Here is a 20,519-nt window from a genome sequence, read left to right on the forward strand (position 1 = left end):
CCCCCCTCAGCTTCGAGTGGCGTAGAACGCTACTGCTGCTGAGGATGCCACGTTGAGAGAGTCGACGCCGCCGGCCATCGGGATGCGTACGGTCAGGTCTGCCTGTTCGAGCACGTGCGGTTTGAGGCCGTGGCCCTCGGTGCCGAAGATCAGCGCGAGCTTCTCGTCCTTGCGATCCGCGAGCTCGTCGAGCGTGATCGAGTCGTCGGCGAGCGCCATCGCGGCGGCGACGTACCCGTTGTCCTGCAGCTGCCGCAGGTCGCCGGGCCAGTTCTGCAGGCGGGTCCACGGGACCTGGAAGACGGTGCCCATCGACACCTTGATCGAGCGCCGGTACAGCGGGTCGGCGCAGGTCGGCGTCACCAGGACCAGCCCGACGCCGAGCGCGGCCGCGGCACGGAATCCGGCGCCGACGTTGGTGTGATCAACGATCTCGTCGAAGATCGCGATCCGGCGTACGTCGTCCGTGAGCAGGTCCGGCAGCGGTACGGCGGGTTGCCGCTTGTACGACGCCAGCGCGCCGCGGTGCACGTGGAACCCGGTGACCTGCTCGGCCAACTCCTCCGAGACGACGTACACGGGCTTGTCCGGCCATTTCTCCAGCACGTCCTGCAACGAGTCGAGCCACCGCGGCGCGAGCAGGAACGACCGCGGCTCGTACCCGGCGTCGGCCGCTCGCCGAATCACCTTGTCCCCCTCGGCGATGAACAACCCATGCTCTTCTTCAAGCAGCCGCCGAAGACTGACCTCCCGCAACCGAACGTAGTCCGCCAGCCGCGAGTCCCCCGCCTCCTCGACCGGAACCAGACTCACGCCTGACCTGCCACGTCCACCACGTTGCCGATGACAACGATCGCCGGTGCGCCGACGCCCTCGTCCGCCATCGCCTGGGCGATGCCGGCAAGATCCGAGGTCACCATCCGCTGCCCCGGAAGGGTGCCGTCGGCAATCGCCGCCGCAGGCGTCTCCGCCGCCCGGCCACCCTCGATCAACCGGGACGCGATCGCCGGCAAGTTCTCCACCGCCATCAGCAAAACCAGCGTCCCGCGCAACTGAGCCAACGCATCCCAGTTCACCAGCGAATCCGGATGCGACGGCGGAATATGCCCCGACACCACCGTGAACTCGTGCGTCACCCCCCGATGCGTCACCGGGATCCCAGAAACCGCCGGCACCGAAATCGAGCTGGTGATCCCCGGCACCACAGTCCAAGGCACCCCCGCCGCCGCACACGCGAGCGCCTCCTCGAACCCGCGTCCGAAGACATACGGATCCCCGCCCTTGAGCCGTACGACGACCTTCCCCTGCTGCCCGCGCTCCACCAGGATCCGGTTGATCTCCTCCTGCTGCGCCGCCCGCCCGCGCGGCAGCTTGGCCGCATCGAACAGCTCGACATCAGGATGCAGCTCGTCCAGCAACTGCTGCGGAGCCAGCCGGTCCGCGACCACCACATCCGCCTCGGCCAGCAACCGCCGCCCGCGCACCGTGATCAGATCCGGATCGCCCGGTCCCCCGCCGACGAGGTACACCCCAGGCCGCCGATCCACCTCCCGCGCCGCCAGCTCCCCAGTCCGCAGCCCCTCCAGGATCGAGTCCCGTACGGCGGCCGACCGCCGATGATCGCCACCGCCGAGCACACCGATCGTCACGTTGTCGTGCTGCCCCGACGCCGGCGTCCACGCGGTCGCACGGGACCGGTCGTCGGACCGTACGCAGAAGATCCGCCGCTCCTCCGCCTCCGCCGACACCTGATCGTTGACCGCGGCATCATCCGTCGCCACCACGACGTACCAGGCTCCGTCGAGGTCGCCGCCGGCGTACCCGCGCTCGATCCAGGTCAGCGCCGGGTTGCCGAGCAGTCCCTCGATCGTCGGCGTGATCGACGGCGAGACGAGGTCGATCCGCGCCCCGGACTCGAGCAGCCGCGGCAACCGTCGCTGAGCCACACCGCCGCCGCCGACGACGACCACGCGCCGCCCTTCGAGGACGAGACCGGACAGGTACTGGTTCGTCACGAAGTGATCCCCGCGTCCTCGAACGTGGCCATCTCGGCGAGCGCGCGGACCGCGCAGGTCAGGATCGGGTACGCGAGCACCGCGCCGGTTCCCTCCCCGAGCCGCAGGTCCAGGTCGACCAGCGGCTGCAGGCCGAGCTGCTTGAGCGCGACCGCGTGCCCGGGCTCCGCGGACCGGTGCCCGGCGACGCAGTAGTCGATCACGGCCGGGTGAAACGCCTGCGCCACCAGCGCGGCCGCCCCGGCGATCACGCCGTCGAGGATGACCGGTGTGCGATTGGCCGCCGCGCCGAGGATGTACCCGGCGAGCGCGGCATGTTCCAGACCGCCGTACGCCTGCAGAGCCTTGAGCGGCTCAGTCGGCGGTACGGCGTGCAGCGCGAGAGCATCCCGTACGACGCCGGTCTTGTGCGCGAGCGCCGCGTCGTCGATACCGGTCCCGCGGCCCGTGACGGCGTCGGCGGTCGCGCCGGTGAAGGTCGCGATCAGCGCTGCCGACGCGGTGGTGTTGGCGATGCCCATGTCGCCGGTCAGCAGGCAGCGGTACCCGTCCTGGACCAGCTGCTCGGCGAGGTCGAACCCGACCGCGATCGCTGCCCGTGCCTCGTCCTCGGTCAGCGCGTCGGTCTGCGAGAGGTCGCGCGTACCCGGGCGGACCTTCGCGTGCACGATGTCCAGCTGCTCGACCGGAGTCGCAACGCCGACGTCGACCACCCGGACGTCGACACCGTTGTTCTTGGCGAACGCGTTCACGGCCGCGCCGCCGCCGGCGAAGTTCGCCAGCATCGCGGCGGTCACTTCCTGCGGCCACGGGGAGACATTCTGCGCATGGACGCCATGATCGGCCGCGAACACCGACACCACGGCCGGCTGCGGCACTGCCTGCGTTCCGGTCATCCCGGCCACCCGGACCGACAGCTCCTCGAGCACACCGAGCGACCCGGCCGGTTTCGTCAGCTGCGCATGCCGCTCCTCGGCCGCCCGCATCGCTCCGGAATCCGCCGGAGCAATCCGCTCCAGGTACTCCTCCAGCGCGCCGTCCATCGCGTCCTCCATCCGTTCCCGTCCGTTCCCGTCCATTCCCACCCACCGGTCCGGCCGACGGTCCCGTCGTACCGCTCCGATCTTCGCATCCCCCAGAGTGTGCCCCGGGACGGACCGGCGGGATGTGGACAGTAGTGTCGGAATCACCACATCCCGCGAGATCCCGGAGGGCTCACAGATGTCGCTCGACCGTCCCGTCGCACCGGACCCGTACAAACTCCTCCCGGAGGTCGGTTCGTTCACCGTCACCAGCACCGACGTCACCGACGGCAAGCCGTTGGCGGACGATCACGCGTTCGCGGGCGGCAACACGTCGCCGCAGCTCAGCTGGTCCGGGTTCCCGGCGGAGACCAAGGCGTTCGTCGTGACCTGCTACGACCCCGACGCCCCGATCGTCTCCGGCTTCTGGCACTGGGTCCTGGTCAACCTCCCGGCCACAGTCACCGAACTCCCCACCGGCGCCGGCACCACCGAACGCCTCGACAACGGCGCCTTCCACGTCCGCAACGACTTCGGCACCAAGTCCTTCGGCGGCGCCGCCCCACCCGTAGGCGACCAGATCCACCGCTACTACTTCGTCGTCCACGCCATCGACGTCGAGGCCCTGGACGTCGACTCCGACGCCTCCCCCGCAGTAGTCGGCTTCAACCTGGCCTTCCACACGTTGGCCCGAGCCATCCTCACCCCGACCTACCAGATCGCGGAGTAGTCCTCAGAGGGCTGCGACGTAGACCCATTCGCCGGCTTCGCGGGTGAAGGTGCTGTTTTCGGATTGGGTGCCTGGGTTGCCGTTTCTGGTGTAGTGGGCGTGGAACTCGACGGTGCCTTCGGTGTGGAAGGGGCTGCCGCCGGTGGTGTTGACGATCTCCAGGCCGGTCCATTTCTGGCCCGGGGTGAAGTCGATGGTGGCTGGGCGGGTGGTGAGGGACCAGGTTCGGCGCAGGTACGCCGCATCGTGCATCACGAAGGCGGCGTACCTGGACCGCATCAGCTGCTCCGCCGTGGTGGCTGTCGCTTCGCCTCGGTGCAGGCGGCCGCAGCAGGCGGCGTACGGCAGGTCTTGTCCGCAGGGGCAGGTGGGAACTGGCATGTGCCGATTGTTGCCCATCCGCCGTGATCTACTGCGGTGATGGTGACCGAGGCGGCGCGCTGGCGACGGCAGATGGTGCGGCCAGTTCTCGACTGGTACGCCGCTGTGGAAGGCGTCGACGCGGTGATGCTGGGTGGGTCGACCGCCCGCGGGGATGCGGATCGCTGGTCGGATGTCGAGGTCGGCGTGTTCTGGCGCCGGCCGCCGACGCCTGCTGAGCGTCTCGCGGTTGCGGGGGCTGCTGACGTTCGGTTGGTGAACGTCGACGGGCCGCCGTGGGACGACCACCTGTACCTGGGCGCGCCGCGACCGGACGGGCTGATGGTCGAGGTCGCGCACACGCTGACGCAGACGGTCGAGAACGCCTTGGACGAGTTGCTCAACGGCAAGCCCGATGGCGAGGTCATGCAACTGGCCCAGGGGATCATCGACGGCCGCTCGGTGCTCGGCCCGCGAGCGGAGATCGTCACTCGATGGCAGGAGCGGGTGGCGACGTACCCACGGGATCTGGCGGTCGCCGTCGTACGGCACAACGGGAACATCGAGAAGTTCTGGCGCTGGCAGATGTTCTTCGAGCGCGACAACCCGCTGCTCGTTGCGCGTGAGTTCGTGCGCATGGTCAACCAGCTGCTCAACGTCCTCTACGCGCTCAACGGGCGGTACAGCGGTCACGTGCTGGCGTTCAAACGCCTCGATGCGCTCGACCTCCCCCTGGCACCACCGTCGCTCGCCAACCGCATCCGCACCGTCTTCGACCGGCCCGCCCCCGAAGGCGCCCAGACGCTGCACGATCTGATCGAGGAAACCTTCGACCTCGTCGAACGCCATCTGCCCGAGGTCGACGTCGATGCCCTGCGCGCCACGTTCCGCAGCGACCGCAAGCCTGTCGAGTCAGCGGACTGAAAGCCGCGGATCCCGCACCGGCAGGCTCGCCACCTCCGCGCACAAATCGTCGTACTGCTCCCGACTGAGCTCCTCCGACAGCACCACGTCGACGCGGCCGCCTTTCCGTCCCCATGCACCGACGATCCGCCCGTCGACCAGCAACCCGTTCGGATGGAAGGAATCGGCCGCCGCGGTCAAGGCCCGCAGACCGGGCGCGATGAACCGGCCGTCGCGGTCGCGACCGAACAACCGGAGATCCGGCGCGGCCAGCAACCGCACCCCACGCGGCGCCTCCGCCGACCACAAACGGTCCGCGTCGTCCCGAAGTACCCAACCGGGTACGCCGTCGAAGTCGACCTCGACCAACTCGTGAGCCAACTGGTCCCACACCACACGCGCATCCGCCGGCGACATCCCGGCCCACCACGCGAACACCTTCGGCGTCGTGGGCCCGAAGCAACGAACGTGCCGCCGGCACAGCTCCCGCCTCGCGTCGGTCAGGGAGATCTCCGGTCGCGGCACCTCACGCGCCCACAGCGACGTCGTGTCCCATCGCACCGCGATCCGCCCACTCGCACACGCCTCACGCAGCCCGTGAATCCCGGCCCCGCGTCGCTCCTGCCCGCCCAACGTCCGGCACACGTTTTCCGCGAGTACGTCGATCCGCCGCGAATCCAGCGGCATCCGGCCCAGCGTGAACACCCCGAAGTCCCGCGCCGGCAACACGTACACAGCTGCCCGCGGACTGTACGTCTGGATCAGCGCCGGGTGCTCCCAGTCCGCCGGCGAACACTCCGCCATCCGAGCATGCAGCCCGAGCAACGCGTCCCGCGGCGCAGTGTCCTGCAACCCGACGTACGCCGCCTCTTCATGCGACCCGCTCGGCAGTCTCTCCACCAGGTTGTTGACCTGCAGCCGGTAGGCAATGGCCTGCTCCCGCGTAACAATCCGCATAGCCTCGACCGTAGACAGAAAACACGCCACCGCCTGACTTGATTTCGAGGAGCACCCTGTGAAGACAGCCCGACTCGATCTCCTGGCGCTCGATCTCGACCGGGATCTCGGCGCGCTGCACGCGATGTTCTCGGATCCGGAGTGGGCGCGGGGCGGCTACATGACGCCGACCGCGTCCGTCGATGAGTCGCGGGAGCGGTTGGTGCAGGAGTTCGGGGACAACGGCGGGTGGACCTGGGTACTGCGGGTGCGGCCGGACGAGGACGCGGCGGGCGTGATCGGCGTGTTCTCGGATCAGGGCAGCTCGATCCGGGGCATCGGCTGGTACCTGAGGCGGGAGCACTGGGGTGCAGGGCTGATGAGCGAGGCTGCGCGTACCGTGATCGACCACCTCCTGCAGCAGCCGTCGATCACCGGGGTCGAGGCGTGGATCGACTCGCGCAACCTACGGTCGATCGCGGTCGCTCGGAACGCGGGTCTGGACCTCGTCGGCCGATTGCCGCGCACGCACTACGGCGAGATCGCACAGTCGGCCGTGATGGCCCGCGCCGCTGAGCCGAGCGACCCCGTGACGTTCGGGGTTTCCCCGGTTCTCGAGGTGCACGACGTCGCCGGCACAGTGCGGCTGTTGTGCGAACTGCTCAGCCTCCACGTCCGCTTCCAGTTCGGCGACTTCGCACGGCTCGGGTTCACCGAGTGGAACGGTCAGAGCGGGCTAGAGGTGCGACGGACAACCGGTGACGTCTCGCCCGCCACCGTCACCGTCGAGGTCGGCGTACTCGTCGATCCCCTGTACGACGCCGCGCTCGCCGCCGGCCTGGTCGAGTCGACGCCACCCGAGGACACACCATGGTCCCGGCGCACGTTCACCCTGGTCCTGTCCGAGGGGCACCGCGTGACGATCTCGGGGCCGCTCAGCGGAGCCTGAGCAGTCAGCTTCGGAAGTCGTAGTTGTAGACCATGATCGCGCCGACGCCCACGGCGAGAACGGCGAGGATCAGGCCAATCGCTGCCGCAGGCTTTCCGCGGCGGTTGCCGGCGAGCCCTGCGATCGCCAGCGCCAGTGCCGGTAGGGCGAACGGGAAGGCCAGGTACTGGCGGACCGGGAACCGGTCGATGAGGTTCGAGAATGGCAGCAACGGCGCGACCAACCCGGCCATCCCGAACAGCAGCGCGAGGACACTCGGCACGGCCGAGCCCATCGGCCGATGGGCTCCGGACGGCATTGCGGCAACAGGCTGCTGCGCGTGCTCCGGCCAAAGGTGCTGCGGGTACCCGGGGCCTGCGGGTGGAGGCGGCTGTTGTGGATAGGTGGTGGTCTGCCATGGGGGCTGGGCGGCACCTGATGGGGGATAGCCGGAGGTGGGGTGTTGCCCATAACCGGAGGCGGGTGATTGGGGTGCGGCGGGGCGGGGATCCGGCTCGGCCGGGCGGTCGGTCATGGGAGCTCCACACTCGGGGGGCCAGGCGCGAACTGTGCCTGGAGCGGATGGCATCTTCTCCGCTGACGCGGCGACTCCTGAGAAGGTTCCCCCGACCGGCGCGACTACTCCTCGTGCAGCGGGAAGGCGCGGATGATCACGGCGGTAGGGGTGCCGCTGGCGGGTTCGGTGGTGGTGAAGTCGCGGAGGACGCGGTGCAGGCGGGCGCGGAGTTCGGCGAGTTCGCCGTCCGCGAGGGTGACGACCTCGCTGAAGGCGAAGTCCTCGTCGTCGGAGGTTTTCGCGGCCAGCCAGCTCGCGTACGCGGTGTCCTCGAGTTCGCGGTTGAGCGTCGACTGCTCGGTCCGCACCCGGCGCCACGGCTTCACCCGGCCCGCCGCGCCTGGCTCCGGCTCGATCACCCCGAGCGCCTCCAGCCGGCGCAGGTGGAACGAGCACGAGCCGGTGCTCTCCCCCAGCTCGCGGGCGGCGATCGTCGAGGTCGTCGTACCGTCACGGTCGATCAGCGTCAGGAGCGCCTCGCGCAGCGGGTGCGCGCGGAGGACGTCGCGACGGTTGCTCTCCATGATGCGGCATCCTATCCTTCAGCTTTGCAAAGCTCGGACTTTGCAGAGTACGGTCTTTGTATGTCGACGTACATCCTGGGCCGCCCCAGCCGTCGCCTGCCCGAGCTGACCGACGAGGTACGGCGTGGCGAGTCGCTGCGCATCACGGAGTACGGCGAGGAGATCCTGCACCGCCCGTGCCGGCCGGTCACCGAGTACGGCGCCGCGCGGTGGGGCGGGCTGATCGACGACATGTTCACGACGATGTGGATCGCCGAGGGGTGCGGGCTGGCCGCGAACCAGGTGGATGTCGACGCGCAGCTCTTCGTCTACGACCTCACCGACGAGTACGGCGACCGCCACGTCGGGCACGCGTTCAACCCGCGGATCGAGACCGCTCCCGCCCTGGTCGGCACGCAACAGGGCACCGAAGGCTGCCTGTCCGTACCGGGCGCCAACGCCTCACTCGACCGCCCCGCCCGAGCCACTCTCCACGCGTACGACGTCGACGGGCACCCGTTCACGCTCGAGTCCACCGGCTACTTCGCCCGCTGCCTGATCCACGAAACCGAACACCTGGGCGGCACCGTCTACGTCGACCACCTCTCCCCCAGCGTCCGCGATCAGACCCTGGCCCAGTCGGCCGACCGCCGCCCGTCCGTGCTGGCCCATCGCGCCGCCCGCCAGAATCAACTCGCCGCGGTCCGCTGAACGCGTTACCGTCCGAGGCGTGGAGGACCCGAAGCAGGTCGTACGACGCGGCTACGACGTACTCTCGCACCGCTGGTCCTTCGTCCCCGAAGGCTCCGGCGGCCACACCCTGTTCTGGACCCACCGGCTTTCCGGAACATAACTGCCACCAGCTGACGGTTATGTTCCGGAAAAGCTGGGTCGGTGTGCTGACCTCGCGGCGACGGCTCAGGCCGGCATCAGGGTCGCCAGGGCGCGGTCCATCGCGGCGTTGAACTCTTCCGGCGTCAGCGACAGCCGGGACTTGATGTCCCGGCTCCACTGGTCGGCGAGGACCTCGGCGGAGCTCGCCTCGACACCGTCGAGCGCGGCGTCGGCCAGGTCCGACGGGGCGATCTTGTCCACGGGCCAGCCGGCCGCCATGTCGGTGTCGGCCAGACCCAGGTGGACGGCCGTCACGAGGGTCCCCTGCTCGGCGAGCTCCAGGCGGACGCTGTTGGTCATGGCCCACGCGGCGCCCTTGCTCAGGTGGTAGGCGTGGCCGCCGCCGGTCCCGAACCACGACATCGCAGAGAGGACGTTCACGATCGCACCCCCGCCGTTCCTGGCGAGGGCCGGCGCGAACTCCCGAATCAGCCCCAGAGGGCCGAGCATGTTGGTCTCCAACTCGAGCCGGATCGCATCCAAGGAACCGGTCACGAGGTCGGTCCCCGTCTGGATGCCCGCGTTGCTGACGAGCAGCGAGACGTCGGGGGCCGCCGCGGCCGCTGCCTGCACGGACGCGGGGTCGGTGACGTCGAGGGCCAGCACCTCCACGCCGGGCAGGTCCACACTCTCGGGACGGCGGGCCGTGGCGTAGACCTTGCGCGCGCCCCGCTCGAGGAGACGCTGGGCGAAGGCGCGGCCCAGGCCGCGGTTGGCTCCGGTGACAAGGGCCACTGAGTTGTTGATGTCCATGTCCGGTACGCTAAAACCTGACGTTGACGTCAGGGGCAAGTGCTGGACGTCCGGAGTCGGTGTGAGAGGAGTCACCGTGACCACGGAGACGGCGGCCGAGCGGCTGGTCCGCATCGGCGAGGTGGCGCGGGGCGCCGGCGTCTCGGTACGCGCCGTGCGCTACTACGAGCAGCAGGGGCTGCTCACGGCCGAGCGCAGCCCGTCGGGCCAGCGTCTCTACCGTCAGGACGCCGTCACTCTGGTGCGCTTCTTCCAGCAGATGTATGCCGCCGGCCTGACCAGCCAGAGGATCTTGGAGCTCCTGCCGTGCTGGGACTCCGGGCACACCGACGCCGAGCAACGAGCCATGCTGCGCGCCGAGCGCGACCGCATCCAGGCCAAGGTCGACAACCTGCAGGCCGCCTTGGACCGCCTCGACGAGGTCATCGGGAGCACAGACACGCACCCATAGGGCCGCTCGGCTGGCCCTGAACGACCACCCCCACCACCCGGGGTTAACCCTTCGAGTGGTGGGTTCTCTGCTCGTCTGTCATCGGAGAACCCCCAACGCCGTGGGATATCCGTTCGTGTGGGGTCAGCGGGGCGCGGTGGTTTCTTGGCGTAGCGCTTGGAGTACGTCGAGTTCTCGGTCGATCTCGCGGCGTTTGGCCTCGAGGCGCTGAACCTCCTGGGCAAGGAGCACCTCTAGTACGCCGGTGCGCTCTTCAGGTGGCGCGTCGAGGCACGGCAGCAGCTCACCGATGACCGCACTGCCCAGCCCGGCCGCGAACAGGTGCTGGATCATCACCACCCGCTCGACCATCGACTCGTCGAAGTCCCGCCAGCCGCCAGGGGTGCGACTCGAGCGGATCAGGTCCTGCTCCTCGTAGTACCGCAAAGAGCGTGTGCTCACACCGGTCGCCTCGGCGAGCTCTCCGATCCGCATGGGCCAAGTGTTGCACCTGACACCAGTGTGAAGTTCCACCCTGAGGTGGTCGCACCATCCCCGGAAGGAACCTCATGCACTGGCTCTACCTCGCGATCGCCGTCGTGTTCGAGATCGCCGTCGCGATCTCCGCCGGCAAGGCGCAAGGCTTCAAGCACCGCGGCTGGACCGCCGCGACCCTCGTCACCGGCGGCCTCGGCACGTACTTCCTGAGCCGCGCTCTCCTCACGTTCGACGTCGGCGTCGGGTACGCCCTGTGGACCTCACTCGCCGGAGTCGGCATCACCCTGCTCGGCGCACTCCTGTTCGGCCAGAAACTCACGTGGCACAAGGCCATCGGGATCGCGCTGGTCATCGGAGGCGTCGTCGGGCTCCAGCTCTCGAGCGGATCGTGATCGCATGAACACCAAGCCTCAGTCTTCCCGTACTGCGTGGCTCACGCTGCTGCTCGCCGGCGCCTTCGAAGTCGGCTACGCGCTCTCGGTGGGTGGCAGCCACGCCTTCACCGTCTGGCAATGGTCTGTCGCAGCTGCCGTGTTCTTCCTGCTCACCCTCTGGGCCCTAAGTCAGGCCCTACGCACCATCGAGGTAAGCATCGGCTACGCCACCTGGGCAGGCCTAGGGTCAGCCGGCGCCGCCCTACTAGGCCCAGTCTTCTTCAACGAACCCCTCACCCCCACCAAAACCCTCTGGCTAACCATCACCATCACAGGAGTCATCTACCTAAAACTCGCCGACCGCCAACCCACCTGACCCCACACGCCGGACACCGCTCCCTAACACTCCAGCTGGGGTGATGGCGGGGAGCCTGGTGGACTCCCCGCCGGTCGGGGTTAGTCCTTGATGCCGGATTGGGTTACGCCTTGGATCAGGTAGCGCTGGAGGAAGGCGAAGATCAGGACGAGCGGCAGGATCGAGACCGCGACTGCCATGAACAGTTCGTGGATGTTGATGGTTTGGGCGGTGATGAACGTGGACATCGCGACCTGGATGGTCCACGAGGACGAGTCCTGGCCGATCACGAGCGGCCACAGGAACGAGTTCCAGTTGCCGATGAAGGTGATCGCCGCGAGGGCCGCGAAGAACGGCAGGGAGTTCGGTACGACGATCCGCCAGAACACCCCGAAGTACCCGGCGCCGTCCACCCGCGCCGCCTCCTCCAGCTCCCGCGGAAATCCGAGGAAATACTGCCGGAAAAGGAACGCCGCGAACCCGCTGAACAACGTCGGAATGATCAGCCCGCGCAGCGACGACACCCACCCGAGCGACGACACGACGATGAACGAGGGGATGAACGTCACCGCACCCGGGATCATCAGCGTCGCCACGATCGCGTAGAAGATCTTGTCCGCGTGCCGGTACGGAATGCGCGCCAGCCCGTACCCGGCCATCGATGCCAGCAGCAACTGTCCCGCCGTACCCAGGATCGCGACGACGGCGGAGTTGTACAGCGCCCGCGCCATCGGCACCGTGGTGTCGTTGAACAGCTCGCTGATGTTGCTCCACTGCAGGTGCGAGGGGAACAGCGTCCAGTCGGGCGCGGTGATGTCCTGTTCGGTGGACAACGCGTTGCGAAGGATCAGGTAGAACGGGATCAGGAACAGCACGACCGCGACGAGCAGTGCGATCCAGCGCAGCACCAGCCCGACCCGGCCCCACGGGCTCCGGCTGAACCCGATCGGCTGCGGAGTTCCCGTCGTACGTTCGGAGACAGCCATCAGTCGCCCGCCTTTCCGAAGCCGAAGATCCGGTTCTGCAGCAGCGTCACGAGCATGATGATCACCGCGAGGATCAGCGCGCCGGCCGAACCGTGCCCGAGGTCCTGGATCGACCCGAGTGAGATGCCGTACAGGTAGACCAGCGGCGGCCGCGCGTAGTTGACGTTGCCGACCAGGTTGTAGAACTCGTCGAACGCCTGGTACGCCGCGATCAGGTTCAGGATCAGTACGGCGACCGACGTCGCCCGCAGCTGCGGCAACGTGATGTACCGGAACACCTGCCAGCCGGGCTTCGCCCCGTCGACGTACGCCGCCTCGTACAACGTCGGCGAGATCCGCTGCAGCCCCGCGATGAACAGGATCATGTAGAACCCGAGCTGCAACCACAGCCGTACTGTCACCAGCGGGATCCAGTACCACGGCGGATCCACGGTCGACAGCCAGGCGATGTTCTCGACGCCGAACCAGCCGAGCACGGTGTTCGCGAGACCGAACCGGACGCCGTTGAAGATCGACAGCTTCCAGATCAGCGACGCGACGACGTACGAGCACGCGGTCGGCAGGAAGAAGACCGACCGGAAGAACGCCCGCGCGATCTTCACCTGGTTGACCAGCAAGGCCAGCGCGAGCGCGAGCACGAACGTCAGCGGCACGATGAACACCGCGAAGATCGTGAACGTGCCCAGGCTGGACAGGAAGTTGTGGTCAGTGAGCATGTCGACGTAGTTGCGCAGCCCGACGAACTTCGACGGCGTCGCGGTGTTGTACGCCTCGAAGAAGCTGAGGACCAGGCTCCAGATGATCGGCAGGTACGAGAAGATCAGCAGCCCGACCACGAACGGCCCGACGAACACCCAGAACCACAGGGCGTTCCCGGCGATCCCCTTCTGACGACGCCGGCGCGAACCCTGCCGCTCACCAGTGGCAGCGGGGTCCGCGGACGTCTTGGCCGGAGCGCTCATCCGAACAACCGGGACAGCTCGGCATTGACGGTCTTCTCGGCCTTGGCGATCTCGGCGGCTGGGTCAGCTCCCTTCTTGATGCAGTTGGTGAGCAGATCGGTGAACGCCGTACCCATCTTCGGGGTCCACGCCGGGTTGTCGGTGTGCCCGTAGTCCTGGTTCAGCTTGACCGTGTCGGCCGCGACACCGCTCTGCAGCTTGGACGCCTTCGCCGCGAGGCTCTTGCGCGGCGGGATGTGGAACCCGTAGCTGAGCGACCAGTCCTCCTGGTACTCCGACTTGTCGATCCACAGCCACTTGACGAACTTCTTCGCCGCGTCGACGTTGGCGCTCTTCGACGACACGAACTGCGTCCAGCCGCCGGAGTAGACGGCCGGCTTGCCTTCCGCGTCGAGCTTCGGGAACGGGATCACGCCGATGTCGTCACCGAGCACCTTCTGCATACCCGGCACGGCCCACATGCCGATCCACTGCATCGCCACCAGGCCCTGGTTGATCGCGGTCGGGTCCCACCAGTCCGTGGGCGCGCCGAGCAGGACGCTCTTGCTCGCGTAGAGCTCGTGCAGCTTGCCGAAGGCCTTCGCGGCGCGGTCACCGGTGAAACCGGGCTTGTTGTCGTCGGTCAGGTAGCTGCCGCCGGACGACCACAGCGCCGGGCCGCCCATCGCGTTGCCGCCGTCGTTGCCGACGAAGATGCCCTTCACCTTGTTCGTGGTGAGTTCCTTGGCCGCGGCGATCAGGTCGTCGACCGTCTCCGGCGGTTTGATGCCGGCCTTGTCGAGCAGCGACTTGCGGTAGTAGATGACCTGCGGGTCGATGATCATCCGGACGCCGTAGATCTTGCCGTCGATCGTGTTCGTGGCGAGGTCACCGGGCAGGAAGTCGTCCTTGACGTCGGCCATGATGTCGTCGAGCGCCACCACCTGGTTGCTCTTCACCATGCCGATGTTGAACTGGCTCTCGAACACGTCCGGGCCCTTGCTGGACAGCAGCCCGGACGACAGCTTCGCGCCGTAATCACCCGGGGTCCACTGCACGGTGACGTTCGCGTCGGTGTAGGCCTTGGCGTACTTGAGCGCCGCCTGCTGGGTCCCGGTCTCGCCGTACTGGTGGTACCACTGCGCGAGGTTGACCTTCGCGCCGCCGCTTCCGCCGCCGGACGACGGTCTGCCGGTATTGCCGCCACAGGCCGCGGTGAACGCGGCGAGGGCGGCCAGCCCACCGGTCCGCTTGAGCAGATCCCGCCGGGTCAGACCGGCGTTCGGAACATGAGCAGGCATGAAATCCACCTTCCCGAGAGGGAACGTCGCACGGGTACGACGCACGGTTCCGAGTTACTTAACCATGTTAAGCATCTCTGATGTTGGCACACGCTACTACAGGTCAATCGTTGTAGAAGTGCCAGCACAATGTCTCAAAAGCGCGCCCGGCGCAAGACCGGGCGCGCTGTTCTTTGTTCGAATGTGTGGAGTTTGCTTGATTTGGTATCAGCCCGTGATCAGCCGAAGATCTCGCCCGCTGCCGCCTTCCGCAGCAGCAGTGCGGGCGGCTCGAAGCGAGCGCCGTACGTCGCTGCCAACGCGCGTGCCCGCTCCGCGAACGCAGACAATCCGTAGGCGTTCACATACTGCAGGGCACCACCATGCAGCGGCGGGAACCCGATCCCGAAGATCGACCCGATGTTGGCGTCCGGCACCGAGCGCAGCACGCCCTCGTCCAGGCACTTCACCGTCTCGAGCGCCATCGCGAACAGCATCCGCTCCTGCAGATCGACGAGCGGAACGTCGGCATCAGCAGCGAAGTGCTCCCGCAAGCCGGGCCACAACTGCTTCGGGCCGTCGGCCGGGTAGTCGTAGAACCCCGCACCGGCAGCCTTGCCCCGCCGGTCGAACTCGTTGACGAGCCGGTCGGTCACCGCCATCCCAGGGTGGTCGTCGAACGCACCCGCACTGTCACCCGCCGCCCGCGCGGCGTCCCGGATCTTCTGCGGCAGCGTCAGCGTCACCTCGTCCAGCATCGCCAGCGGCGGCGCCGGGAACCCGGCCTGCGTCGCGGCACGCTCGATCATCACCGGGTCGACACCCTCGGCGACCATCGCGGCGCCCTCCATCACGAGCGTCCCGAAGACCCGCGACGTGAAGAACCCGCGGCTGTCGTTGACCACGATCGGCGTCTTCTTGATCTGCCGTACGACGTCGTACGCCTGCGCGATCGCCCGGTCCGAGGTCTTCTCCCCCACGATCAACTCGACCAGCGGCATCCGGTCGACCGGCGAGAAGAAGTGCATGCCGATGAAGTCGTCCGGCCGGTCGATGCCGTCGGCGAGCGCGGTGATCGGCAGCGTGGAGGTGTTCGAGCAGAGCAGCGCGTCGGGCTCGACCACGTCGGCGATCTCCGCGAACACCTTCTGCTTGAGCCCGCCGTCCTCGAACACGGCCTCGATCACCAGGTCGCACCCGGCCAGGTCGCTCGGGTCCCCGGTCGGCGTGATCCGGCCGAGGAATTCCTCGACCTGTGCAACGGACGTCCGGCCTTTGGCGACCTGTTTCGCCAGCAGCTTTTCCGAATATTCCTTTCCGCGTGCAGCCGCCTCCAACGAAACATCTTTGAGCACAACCTCGATGCCGGCCTTGGCGCACACATACGCAATCCCGGCGCCCATCATCCCGGCGCCGAGCACCCCGACCTTCCGCGCCCGATAGGCAGGTACGCCGGCCGGCCGCGACCCGCCCGCGTTGATCGACTGCAGGTCGAAGAAGAACGCCTGGATCATGTTCTTCGCGATCTGGCCGGTCGCCAGCGACACGAAGTACCGCGACTCGATCCGCGAGGCGGTCTCGAAGTCGACCTGGCTGCCCTCGACTGCGGCACTCATGATCGCCCGCGGCGCCGGGTACGGCGCGCCCTTGAGCTGCTTGCGCAGGTTCGCCGGGAACGCGGGCAGGAACGCGGCCAGCTTCGGCGAGGACGGCGTACCACCGGGGATCTTGTACCCGTCGCGGTCCCACGGCTGCTTGGCGTCGCCGTCGTACGTCGAGATCCACCGCCGGGCCGCGTCGAGCAGCTCACCGGCCGGCACGACCTCGTCGACGATCCCGACCGACAGGGCATGCGCGGGCTTCATCCGCTGGCCCTGCAGCAGCACCTTCATCAGCGCGTCCTGGAGTCCGAGCATCCGGACCGTGCGGGTCACTCCCCCGCCGCCGGGCAGCAGGCCGAGCGTCACCTCGGGTACGCCGAGTTCGATCCGGTTCTCGTCGGCAACGATCCGGTGGTGACAGGCGAGCGCGATCTCGAGCCCACCGCCGAGCGCCGATCCGTTGATCGCGGCAACCACCGGGACGCCCAACGTTTCCAGGGTCCTGAGCTGTCGCTTGACCTCCTCGACCGTCTCGAACACCTGCGCGGCGTCCGACGGCTGGATCTGCGACAGCTGCTGCAAGTTGCCGCCGGCAAAGAACGTCGACTTCGCCGACGTCACGATCACGCCCTTGATCAGGGCCTTCTCCGCGGTCAGGCGCTCGACAGTCCGACCCATCGCCTCGACGTACGCGTCGTTCATTGTGTTCGCCGACGCGTCGGGATCGTTGAGCGTCAGCGTGACAACGCCCGCGTCGTTCTTCCACTCGATCATGCGGCGAGCCTTTCGATGATGGTTGCGACGCCCATACCGCCGCCGACGCACAGGGTGGCCAGTCCGTAGCGGAGCTCGCGGCGCTCCAGCTCGTCCAGCAGGGTTCCGATCAGCATCGCGCCGGTGGCGCCGAGCGGGTGGCCGAGGGCGATCGCGCCGCCGTTCACGTTCACCTTCTCGTGCGGTACGCCGAGATCCTTCATGAAATGCATGACCGCGGCCGCGAACGCCTCGTTCATCTCGAACAGGTCGATGTCGCTCGCATCCAGACCCGCGCGAGCCAGCGCCTTCCGGGCGGCCGGCGCCGGACCGGTCAGCATGATCGTCGGATCCGCGCCGCTGACGCCGGTCGCGACAACCCGGCCGCGCGGTGCCTGGCCGAGCGCTTCCCCGGCCTTCTCGTTGCCGACAGCAACCAGGGCCGCACCGTCGACGATCCCCGACGAGTTGCCCGCATGGTGCACATGCGAGATCCGCTCGACGGTCAGGTACTTCTCCAGCGCGACCGAGTCGAACCCGCCGTGCTCCCCGATCGCCGCGAACGACAACGGCAGCCCGGCCAGCGTCTCGACCGACGTCCCGGGCCGGACGAGCTGGTCGTGGTCCAGGATCCGCAGCCCGTTCCGGTCCACGACCGGTACGACGGAACGCGCGAAGTACCCGTTCGCCCACGCCTTCGCGGCCCGCGCGTGCGACTCGGCGGCGTACGCGTCGACGTCGGTACGGGAGAAGCCGTCGAGCGTCGCGATCAGGTCCGCGCTGATCCCCTGCGGGATGAAGCCAGTCTCGAGAGCGGTCTCCGGATCCATCGCCCACGCACCGCCGTCGGAGCCCATCTTCACGCGGGACATCGACTCGACGCCGCCGGCCAGGATGAAGTCCTCCCACCCGGACCGCACCCGCTGCGCCGCCTGGTTGACGGCTTCGAGACCCGAGGCGCAGAAGCGGTTCAGCTGCACGCCACCGGTCGTCTCGGGATAGCCGGCCATCAGTACGGCGGTCCGCGCGATGTCCATGCCCTGGTCGCCGATCGGCGTCACCACGCCGAGCACCACGTCGTCGATCGCTGCCGGATCCAGATCGGGATGCCGGGTCCGCAGTTCCTGCAGCAGTCCGGTGATCAGCTGGATCGGCTTGACCTCGTGCAGCGCACCGGTGGGCTTGCCCTTGCCGCGCGGTGTCCGAATCGCGTCGTACAGGAAGGCTTCGCTGGTCATGCAGCCGATTGTGACAGTAATGCTGTCATGGTGGTCAAGTGGGGGCCGTTATGATCTGCGCCATGTCGGAAGTGGCGGGGGCAGCATCACGTGAAGGCGTGACCCTGACAGTCGATGAGCTGTCGACTCGGGTCGGGATGACTGTGCGCACGTTGCGGTTCTATGCGGGGCGAGGGCTGATACCCCCGCCCATCCGGCGCGGGCGGGTCGGGTACTACGGGCCGGAGCACATCGCGCGGCTCGATCTGGTGCGTGAGCTGCAGGCGCACGGGTTCACATTGCAGGCGATCGAGGGGTACCTGGACCGGATCCCCACCGACGCGACACCGCAGGACATCGCGCTGCACCGGACCCTGCTGACGCCGTGGATGCGCGATCTGCCGGAGACGCTTGATCGGGCAGCACTGGTACGGCGTACCGGCCGGGAGCTGAACGACGACGACATCGAGATGCTCGTCGCGCTCGGGGTGGTCGAGCCGACGCCGGATGAGGACGTGTTCCAGGTCGCGACCGCTCATCTGAGTCTCGGCGTGGAACTGCTCGACCTGGATCTCCCGGTCGAGGCGGTCCTGGCCGCCGGCCGGATCTTCACCGAGCACGGCCGCGCGATCGCCGAAGAACTCACCGAGGTCTTCCGCACCAAGGTCTGGCCCCACTACCGCGACTCCGGCGGCCCCCCGGAACACATCCAGCAACTGGTAGAACGCTTCAAACCAGTCACCATCCAAGGCCTGGTCCTAGCCTACGAACGAGCCGTAGGCGAAACCCAACGAGACACAATCCGCCGAACCCAACACAAACCCCGCTGATCTACGAGTTGGGCACGCGGAGGTAGGTGAGGCCTCGGAGGTCCAGGTAGGTGTTGGTGGGGGTGGTTACTACGCGGAGCAGGACTGTGTCGCAGCCTGCGCAGCGGGCGATCATGCCGGGGGCGTCGGCGTAGACGCGGGACTCGGCGAAGACGGCGGTGTGGCCGCAGCCGTTGCATTGGGCGATCGCCGTCGTCACGTCGACTGCGAACAGTTCGCTCAACGCCCCAGCGGCCGCGTTGCCGTCCAAGTAGTCGGTCATCGAGGTCCTCCTGTCGGGCCGAAACGTTCAGTTCTGACGCGGGCCGGGTCGTGCCCGGCCGCGACCAGCAGGTCCGCGACCGCCTCCACGAACGGGGTCGGGCCGCACACGTACGTCGTCGCGCCGTCCTCGGGCTTGAACGCGTACTGCTCGATAACGTCCGCGTCGATCCGCCCGACCCGAGGCTCGCCGGCCGGCGCCTCCCGCGTGTACACGAGCCGTACGTCGACATCGTCCGACGCGGCGAGCTCCTTCAGATCGCTCACGTAGATCACCGACTCCGGCCGCCGCACGGAGTACAGCAACCGCGCAGGCGTCGTACCAGCGACAGCATGAGCCTGCAGCATCGCCCGCAACGGCACGACACCCGATCCCCCGCCGATCAGCTGCACCGGCCCTTCCTGCTCGGGCTTCCACACGAACCACCCGCCGACCGGTCCGCGGATCTCCAACGGATCCCCGGCCTTCAGCACGTCGACGAGGTACGGCGACACCTCACCGCCCGGCACCTGCTCCACGGTCAGCTCGATCGTGTTCGAGGACGACGAGGACCAGGCCGACGCGAGAGAGTAGGACCGCGACGCCCGGTACCCGTCCTCCGCGGTCAGCCGTACGTCGAGATGCTGTCCCGCGAGATGCCCCGGCCAGTCCGGTACGTCGAGCACGATCGTGCGAGCCGTCCCGGTCTCCCGCCGTACGTCGATCACTGTGGCAACCTGCCACGTCAGTCGCCGGCGTATCGCTGTTCTTTCCATGGGTCTCCGTACTCGTGATAGCCGGCGGTCTCCCAGAAGCCGAGGTCCTCGGTGTCGGACAGCACCAGGCCCCGGACCCATTTGGCGCTCTTCCAGAAGTACAGGTGCGGAACGAGGAGTCGCGCGGGTCCGCCGTGCTCGGGGTCGAGCGGCTCACCGTCGTACTCGTAGGCGATCCAGGACTGCCCGTCGAGCAGGTCCTCGAGCGGCACGTTCGTGGTGTAGCCGCCGTAGCTGTGCGCCATCGCGAAGTCCGCGCCGGTCTCGACGTCCGCGAGCAGCGTGTCCAGTGAGACGCCCTTCCAGGTCGTCTGCAGTTTGGACCACCGGGTCACACAGTGGATGTCCTTGGTGATCTCCTCGGCCGGCAACGCCGTCAGCGCCGCCCAGTCCCACTTGTACTTCTCGCCGGTCTCCGTGGTGACCGTGAACTCCCAGTGATCGGTCAGGATGTGCGGCGTCGGTCCCGCCGACAGCACCGGAAACTCGTGCGTCAGGTACTGCCCCGGCGGCAGATCCTTCCCACCGCCGCGCCGACCTGTGAACCCCGGCGACACGATGCCCATAACGACCTCCCTCGGCTCCTGGAGGCAGTCAATCACGGTGGACCTGCGCG

At 68.0% G+C, this 20,519-nt stretch carries 26 protein-coding genes; 9 read left to right on the forward strand and 17 right to left on the reverse strand.

Going from position 1 to position 20,519, the window contains the following annotated elements; all coding sequences use genetic code 11:
• Positions 1–6 precede the first annotated feature (6 nt).
• Genes ACLJOO_RS12800 through cobT form a run of 3 tightly spaced genes read right to left on the reverse strand, consistent with a single transcriptional unit; the run spans position 7 to position 3,094 of the window.
• Positions 7–813 (reverse strand): TrmH family RNA methyltransferase, encoded by an 807-nt coding sequence (locus ACLJOO_RS12800; protein ID WP_410787176.1) that lies wholly within the window; start codon positions 811–813, stop codon positions 7–9.
• On the reverse strand, positions 810–2,015 hold the full coding sequence (gene cobA / locus ACLJOO_RS12805) for a uroporphyrinogen-III C-methyltransferase (RefSeq protein ID WP_410787177.1): 1,206 nt from the start codon (positions 2,013–2,015) through the stop codon (positions 810–812). The genes ACLJOO_RS12800 and cobA overlap by 4 nt, the downstream gene beginning before the upstream one ends.
• Positions 2,012–3,094: a nicotinate-nucleotide--dimethylbenzimidazole phosphoribosyltransferase gene (cobT, locus tag ACLJOO_RS12810; protein WP_410787178.1), complete on the reverse strand. Its 1,083-nt coding sequence runs from the start codon at positions 3,092–3,094 to the stop codon at positions 2,012–2,014. Before cobT ends, cobA begins: the two co-directional genes overlap by 4 nt.
• Positions 3,095–3,236: 142 nt before the next feature.
• On the opposite strand from cobT, the gene ACLJOO_RS12815 reads away from it, so the two are divergent.
• Positions 3,237–3,767 (forward strand): YbhB/YbcL family Raf kinase inhibitor-like protein, encoded by a 531-nt coding sequence (locus ACLJOO_RS12815; RefSeq protein WP_410787179.1) that lies wholly within the window; start codon positions 3,237–3,239, stop codon positions 3,765–3,767.
• A 3-nt stretch (positions 3,768–3,770) separates the two neighbouring features.
• Here the strand turns inward: ACLJOO_RS12815 and ACLJOO_RS12820 are convergent, their stop codons facing one another.
• Complete coding sequence (locus ACLJOO_RS12820) at positions 3,771–4,148, reverse strand: YchJ family protein (RefSeq protein WP_410787180.1); 378 nt, start codon at positions 4,146–4,148, stop codon at positions 3,771–3,773.
• Positions 4,149–4,187: 39 nt separating this feature from the next.
• Here ACLJOO_RS12820 and ACLJOO_RS12825 point away from each other — a divergent pair, with 39 nt between their 5' ends.
• On the forward strand, positions 4,188–5,051 hold the full coding sequence (locus tag ACLJOO_RS12825) for a hypothetical protein (RefSeq protein WP_410787182.1): 864 nt from the start codon (positions 4,188–4,190) through the stop codon (positions 5,049–5,051).
• On the opposite strand, the gene ACLJOO_RS12830 is transcribed toward ACLJOO_RS12825, so the two are convergent.
• Complete coding sequence (locus tag ACLJOO_RS12830; RefSeq protein ID WP_410787183.1) at positions 5,040–5,987, reverse strand: DNA glycosylase AlkZ-like family protein; 948 nt, start codon at positions 5,985–5,987, stop codon at positions 5,040–5,042. The two genes, ACLJOO_RS12825 and ACLJOO_RS12830, sit on opposite strands and share 12 nt — an antisense overlap.
• A 58-nt stretch (positions 5,988–6,045) precedes the next feature.
• Between ACLJOO_RS12830 and ACLJOO_RS12835 the strand changes: the two genes are divergently transcribed.
• Positions 6,046–6,915 (forward strand): GNAT family N-acetyltransferase, encoded by an 870-nt coding sequence (locus tag ACLJOO_RS12835; protein WP_410787184.1) that lies wholly within the window; start codon positions 6,046–6,048, stop codon positions 6,913–6,915.
• Positions 6,916–6,919: 4 nt separating this feature from the next.
• Here ACLJOO_RS12835 and ACLJOO_RS12840 read toward each other — a convergent pair whose 3' ends face one another.
• Together ACLJOO_RS12840 and ACLJOO_RS12845 are read right to left on the reverse strand one after the other, a co-directional pair.
• Positions 6,920–7,429, reverse strand: a complete 510-nt coding sequence (locus ACLJOO_RS12840) for a hypothetical protein (RefSeq protein WP_410787185.1) — start codon at positions 7,427–7,429, stop codon at positions 6,920–6,922.
• Positions 7,430–7,533: 104 nt separating this feature from the next.
• Positions 7,534–7,995, reverse strand: coding sequence for a winged helix-turn-helix transcriptional regulator (locus ACLJOO_RS12845; protein WP_410787186.1), 462 nt, complete (start codon positions 7,993–7,995; stop codon positions 7,534–7,536).
• Positions 7,996–8,055: 60 nt separating this feature from the next.
• Here ACLJOO_RS12845 and def point away from each other — a divergent pair, with 60 nt between their 5' ends.
• Entirely contained in the window at positions 8,056–8,685 is a 630-nt protein-coding gene (gene def / locus ACLJOO_RS12850; protein ID WP_410787187.1) for a peptide deformylase, read from the forward strand.
• A gap of 19 nt (positions 8,686–8,704) precedes the next feature.
• Positions 8,705–8,827, forward strand: a complete 123-nt coding sequence (locus ACLJOO_RS12855) for a hypothetical protein (protein ID WP_410787188.1) — start codon at positions 8,705–8,707, stop codon at positions 8,825–8,827.
• Positions 8,828–8,892: 65 nt separating this feature from the next.
• On the opposite strand, the gene ACLJOO_RS12860 is transcribed toward ACLJOO_RS12855, so the two are convergent.
• Positions 8,893–9,621, reverse strand: a complete 729-nt coding sequence (locus tag ACLJOO_RS12860) for an SDR family oxidoreductase (RefSeq protein WP_410787189.1) — start codon at positions 9,619–9,621, stop codon at positions 8,893–8,895.
• A 76-nt stretch (positions 9,622–9,697) separates the two neighbouring features.
• On the opposite strand from ACLJOO_RS12860, the gene ACLJOO_RS12865 reads away from it, so the two are divergent.
• The gene (locus tag ACLJOO_RS12865) at positions 9,698–10,072 is read left to right on the forward strand and encodes a MerR family DNA-binding transcriptional regulator (RefSeq protein ID WP_410787190.1); all 375 of its coding nucleotides are present in this window, start codon (positions 9,698–9,700) and stop codon (positions 10,070–10,072) included.
• Positions 10,073–10,195: 123 nt separating this feature from the next.
• On the opposite strand, the gene ACLJOO_RS12870 is transcribed toward ACLJOO_RS12865, so the two are convergent.
• Positions 10,196–10,546, reverse strand: coding sequence for a MerR family transcriptional regulator (locus tag ACLJOO_RS12870; protein ID WP_410787191.1), 351 nt, complete (start codon positions 10,544–10,546; stop codon positions 10,196–10,198).
• Positions 10,547–10,620: 74 nt separating this feature from the next.
• Here ACLJOO_RS12870 and ACLJOO_RS12875 point away from each other — a divergent pair, with 74 nt between their 5' ends.
• Positions 10,621–10,941, forward strand: coding sequence for a DMT family transporter (locus ACLJOO_RS12875; RefSeq protein WP_410787192.1), 321 nt, complete (start codon positions 10,621–10,623; stop codon positions 10,939–10,941).
• Between the two features lie 4 nt (positions 10,942–10,945).
• Entirely contained in the window at positions 10,946–11,299 is a 354-nt protein-coding gene (locus ACLJOO_RS12880) for a DMT family transporter (RefSeq protein WP_410787193.1), read from the forward strand.
• An 80-nt stretch (positions 11,300–11,379) separates the two neighbouring features.
• On the opposite strand, the gene ACLJOO_RS12885 is transcribed toward ACLJOO_RS12880, so the two are convergent.
• The 5 genes from ACLJOO_RS12885 to ACLJOO_RS12905 all read right to left on the reverse strand — a co-directional run bounded on the left by ACLJOO_RS12885 (position 11,380) and on the right by ACLJOO_RS12905 (position 18,077).
• The gene (locus tag ACLJOO_RS12885) at positions 11,380–12,264 is read right to left on the reverse strand and encodes a carbohydrate ABC transporter permease (RefSeq protein ID WP_410787194.1); all 885 of its coding nucleotides are present in this window, start codon (positions 12,262–12,264) and stop codon (positions 11,380–11,382) included.
• Complete coding sequence (locus tag ACLJOO_RS12890) at positions 12,264–13,226, reverse strand: carbohydrate ABC transporter permease (protein ID WP_410787195.1); 963 nt, start codon at positions 13,224–13,226, stop codon at positions 12,264–12,266. Before ACLJOO_RS12890 ends, ACLJOO_RS12885 begins: the two co-directional genes overlap by 1 nt.
• Positions 13,223–14,506 carry an ABC transporter substrate-binding protein gene (locus ACLJOO_RS12895; RefSeq protein WP_410787196.1) on the reverse strand — a complete coding sequence of 428 codons (1,284 nt, stop codon included), beginning with the start codon at positions 14,504–14,506 and terminating at the stop codon, positions 13,223–13,225. Before ACLJOO_RS12895 ends, ACLJOO_RS12890 begins: the two co-directional genes overlap by 4 nt.
• Before the next feature lie 218 nt (positions 14,507–14,724).
• Positions 14,725–16,860, reverse strand: coding sequence for a 3-hydroxyacyl-CoA dehydrogenase NAD-binding domain-containing protein (locus tag ACLJOO_RS12900; RefSeq protein WP_410787197.1), 2,136 nt, complete (start codon positions 16,858–16,860; stop codon positions 14,725–14,727).
• Complete coding sequence (locus ACLJOO_RS12905) at positions 16,857–18,077, reverse strand: acetyl-CoA C-acetyltransferase (protein WP_410787198.1); 1,221 nt, start codon at positions 18,075–18,077, stop codon at positions 16,857–16,859. Before ACLJOO_RS12905 ends, ACLJOO_RS12900 begins: the two co-directional genes overlap by 4 nt.
• Before the next feature lie 62 nt (positions 18,078–18,139).
• Between ACLJOO_RS12905 and ACLJOO_RS12910 the strand changes: the two genes are divergently transcribed.
• A complete protein-coding gene (locus ACLJOO_RS12910; protein ID WP_410787200.1) occupies positions 18,140–18,886 on the forward strand; it encodes a MerR family transcriptional regulator in 747 nt (248 codons plus the stop codon).
• 1 nt (position 18,887) lies between these two features.
• Here the strand turns inward: ACLJOO_RS12910 and ACLJOO_RS12915 are convergent, their stop codons facing one another.
• Genes ACLJOO_RS12915 through ACLJOO_RS12925 form a run of 3 tightly spaced genes read right to left on the reverse strand, consistent with a single transcriptional unit; the run spans position 18,888 to position 20,469 of the window.
• Complete coding sequence (locus tag ACLJOO_RS12915; RefSeq protein WP_410787202.1) at positions 18,888–19,148, reverse strand: DUF6510 family protein; 261 nt, start codon at positions 19,146–19,148, stop codon at positions 18,888–18,890.
• Positions 19,145–19,903 carry a ferredoxin reductase gene (locus ACLJOO_RS12920; RefSeq protein WP_410787203.1) on the reverse strand — a complete coding sequence of 253 codons (759 nt, stop codon included), beginning with the start codon at positions 19,901–19,903 and terminating at the stop codon, positions 19,145–19,147. The genes ACLJOO_RS12915 and ACLJOO_RS12920 overlap by 4 nt, the downstream gene beginning before the upstream one ends.
• A complete protein-coding gene (locus ACLJOO_RS12925; RefSeq protein WP_410787204.1) occupies positions 19,873–20,469 on the reverse strand; it encodes a sulfite oxidase-like oxidoreductase in 597 nt (198 codons plus the stop codon). The genes ACLJOO_RS12920 and ACLJOO_RS12925 overlap by 31 nt, the downstream gene beginning before the upstream one ends.
• Positions 20,470–20,519: the final 50 nt, after the last annotated feature.

The sequence above is a fragment of the Kribbella sp. C-35 genome, assembly GCF_046549195.1.
Lineage (GTDB): Bacteria > Actinomycetota > Actinomycetes > Propionibacteriales > Kribbellaceae > Kribbella.

Coding starts and splice junctions, on each gene's coding strand:
- ACLJOO_RS12905 (WP_410787198.1), bottom strand. CDS start 18,077: ATGACCAGCGAAGCCTTCCTGTACGACGCGATTCGGACACCGCGCGGC.
- ACLJOO_RS12830 (WP_410787183.1), bottom strand. CDS start 5,987: ATGCGGATTGTTACGCGGGAGCAGGCCATTGCCTACCGGCTGCAGGTC.
- ACLJOO_RS12875 (WP_410787192.1), top strand. CDS start 10,621: ATGCACTGGCTCTACCTCGCGATCGCCGTCGTGTTCGAGATCGCCGTC.
- ACLJOO_RS12920 (WP_410787203.1), bottom strand. CDS start 19,903: ATGGAAAGAACAGCGATACGCCGGCGACTGACGTGGCAGGTTGCCACA.
- ACLJOO_RS12815 (WP_410787179.1), top strand. CDS start 3,237: ATGTCGCTCGACCGTCCCGTCGCACCGGACCCGTACAAACTCCTCCCG.
- ACLJOO_RS12860 (WP_410787189.1), bottom strand. CDS start 9,621: ATGGACATCAACAACTCAGTGGCCCTTGTCACCGGAGCCAACCGCGGC.
- ACLJOO_RS12845 (WP_410787186.1), bottom strand. CDS start 7,995: ATGGAGAGCAACCGTCGCGACGTCCTCCGCGCGCACCCGCTGCGCGAG.
- ACLJOO_RS12890 (WP_410787195.1), bottom strand. CDS start 13,226: ATGAGCGCTCCGGCCAAGACGTCCGCGGACCCCGCTGCCACTGGTGAG.
- ACLJOO_RS12820 (WP_410787180.1), bottom strand. CDS start 4,148: ATGCCAGTTCCCACCTGCCCCTGCGGACAAGACCTGCCGTACGCCGCC.
- ACLJOO_RS12900 (WP_410787197.1), bottom strand. CDS start 16,860: ATGATCGAGTGGAAGAACGACGCGGGCGTTGTCACGCTGACGCTCAAC.
- ACLJOO_RS12880 (WP_410787193.1), top strand. CDS start 10,946: ATGAACACCAAGCCTCAGTCTTCCCGTACTGCGTGGCTCACGCTGCTG.
- ACLJOO_RS12825 (WP_410787182.1), top strand. CDS start 4,188: ATGGTGACCGAGGCGGCGCGCTGGCGACGGCAGATGGTGCGGCCAGTT.
- ACLJOO_RS12885 (WP_410787194.1), bottom strand. CDS start 12,264: ATGGCTGTCTCCGAACGTACGACGGGAACTCCGCAGCCGATCGGGTTC.
- ACLJOO_RS12925 (WP_410787204.1), bottom strand. CDS start 20,469: ATGGGCATCGTGTCGCCGGGGTTCACAGGTCGGCGCGGCGGTGGGAAG.
- ACLJOO_RS12895 (WP_410787196.1), bottom strand. CDS start 14,506: ATGCCTGCTCATGTTCCGAACGCCGGTCTGACCCGGCGGGATCTGCTC.
- cobT (WP_410787178.1), bottom strand. CDS start 3,094: ATGGACGGGAACGGACGGGAACGGATGGAGGACGCGATGGACGGCGCG.
- ACLJOO_RS12870 (WP_410787191.1), bottom strand. CDS start 10,546: ATGCGGATCGGAGAGCTCGCCGAGGCGACCGGTGTGAGCACACGCTCT.
- ACLJOO_RS12910 (WP_410787200.1), top strand. CDS start 18,140: ATGTCGGAAGTGGCGGGGGCAGCATCACGTGAAGGCGTGACCCTGACA.
- ACLJOO_RS12915 (WP_410787202.1), bottom strand. CDS start 19,148: ATGACCGACTACTTGGACGGCAACGCGGCCGCTGGGGCGTTGAGCGAA.
- def (WP_410787187.1), top strand. CDS start 8,056: ATGTCGACGTACATCCTGGGCCGCCCCAGCCGTCGCCTGCCCGAGCTG.
- ACLJOO_RS12840 (WP_410787185.1), bottom strand. CDS start 7,429: ATGACCGACCGCCCGGCCGAGCCGGATCCCCGCCCCGCCGCACCCCAA.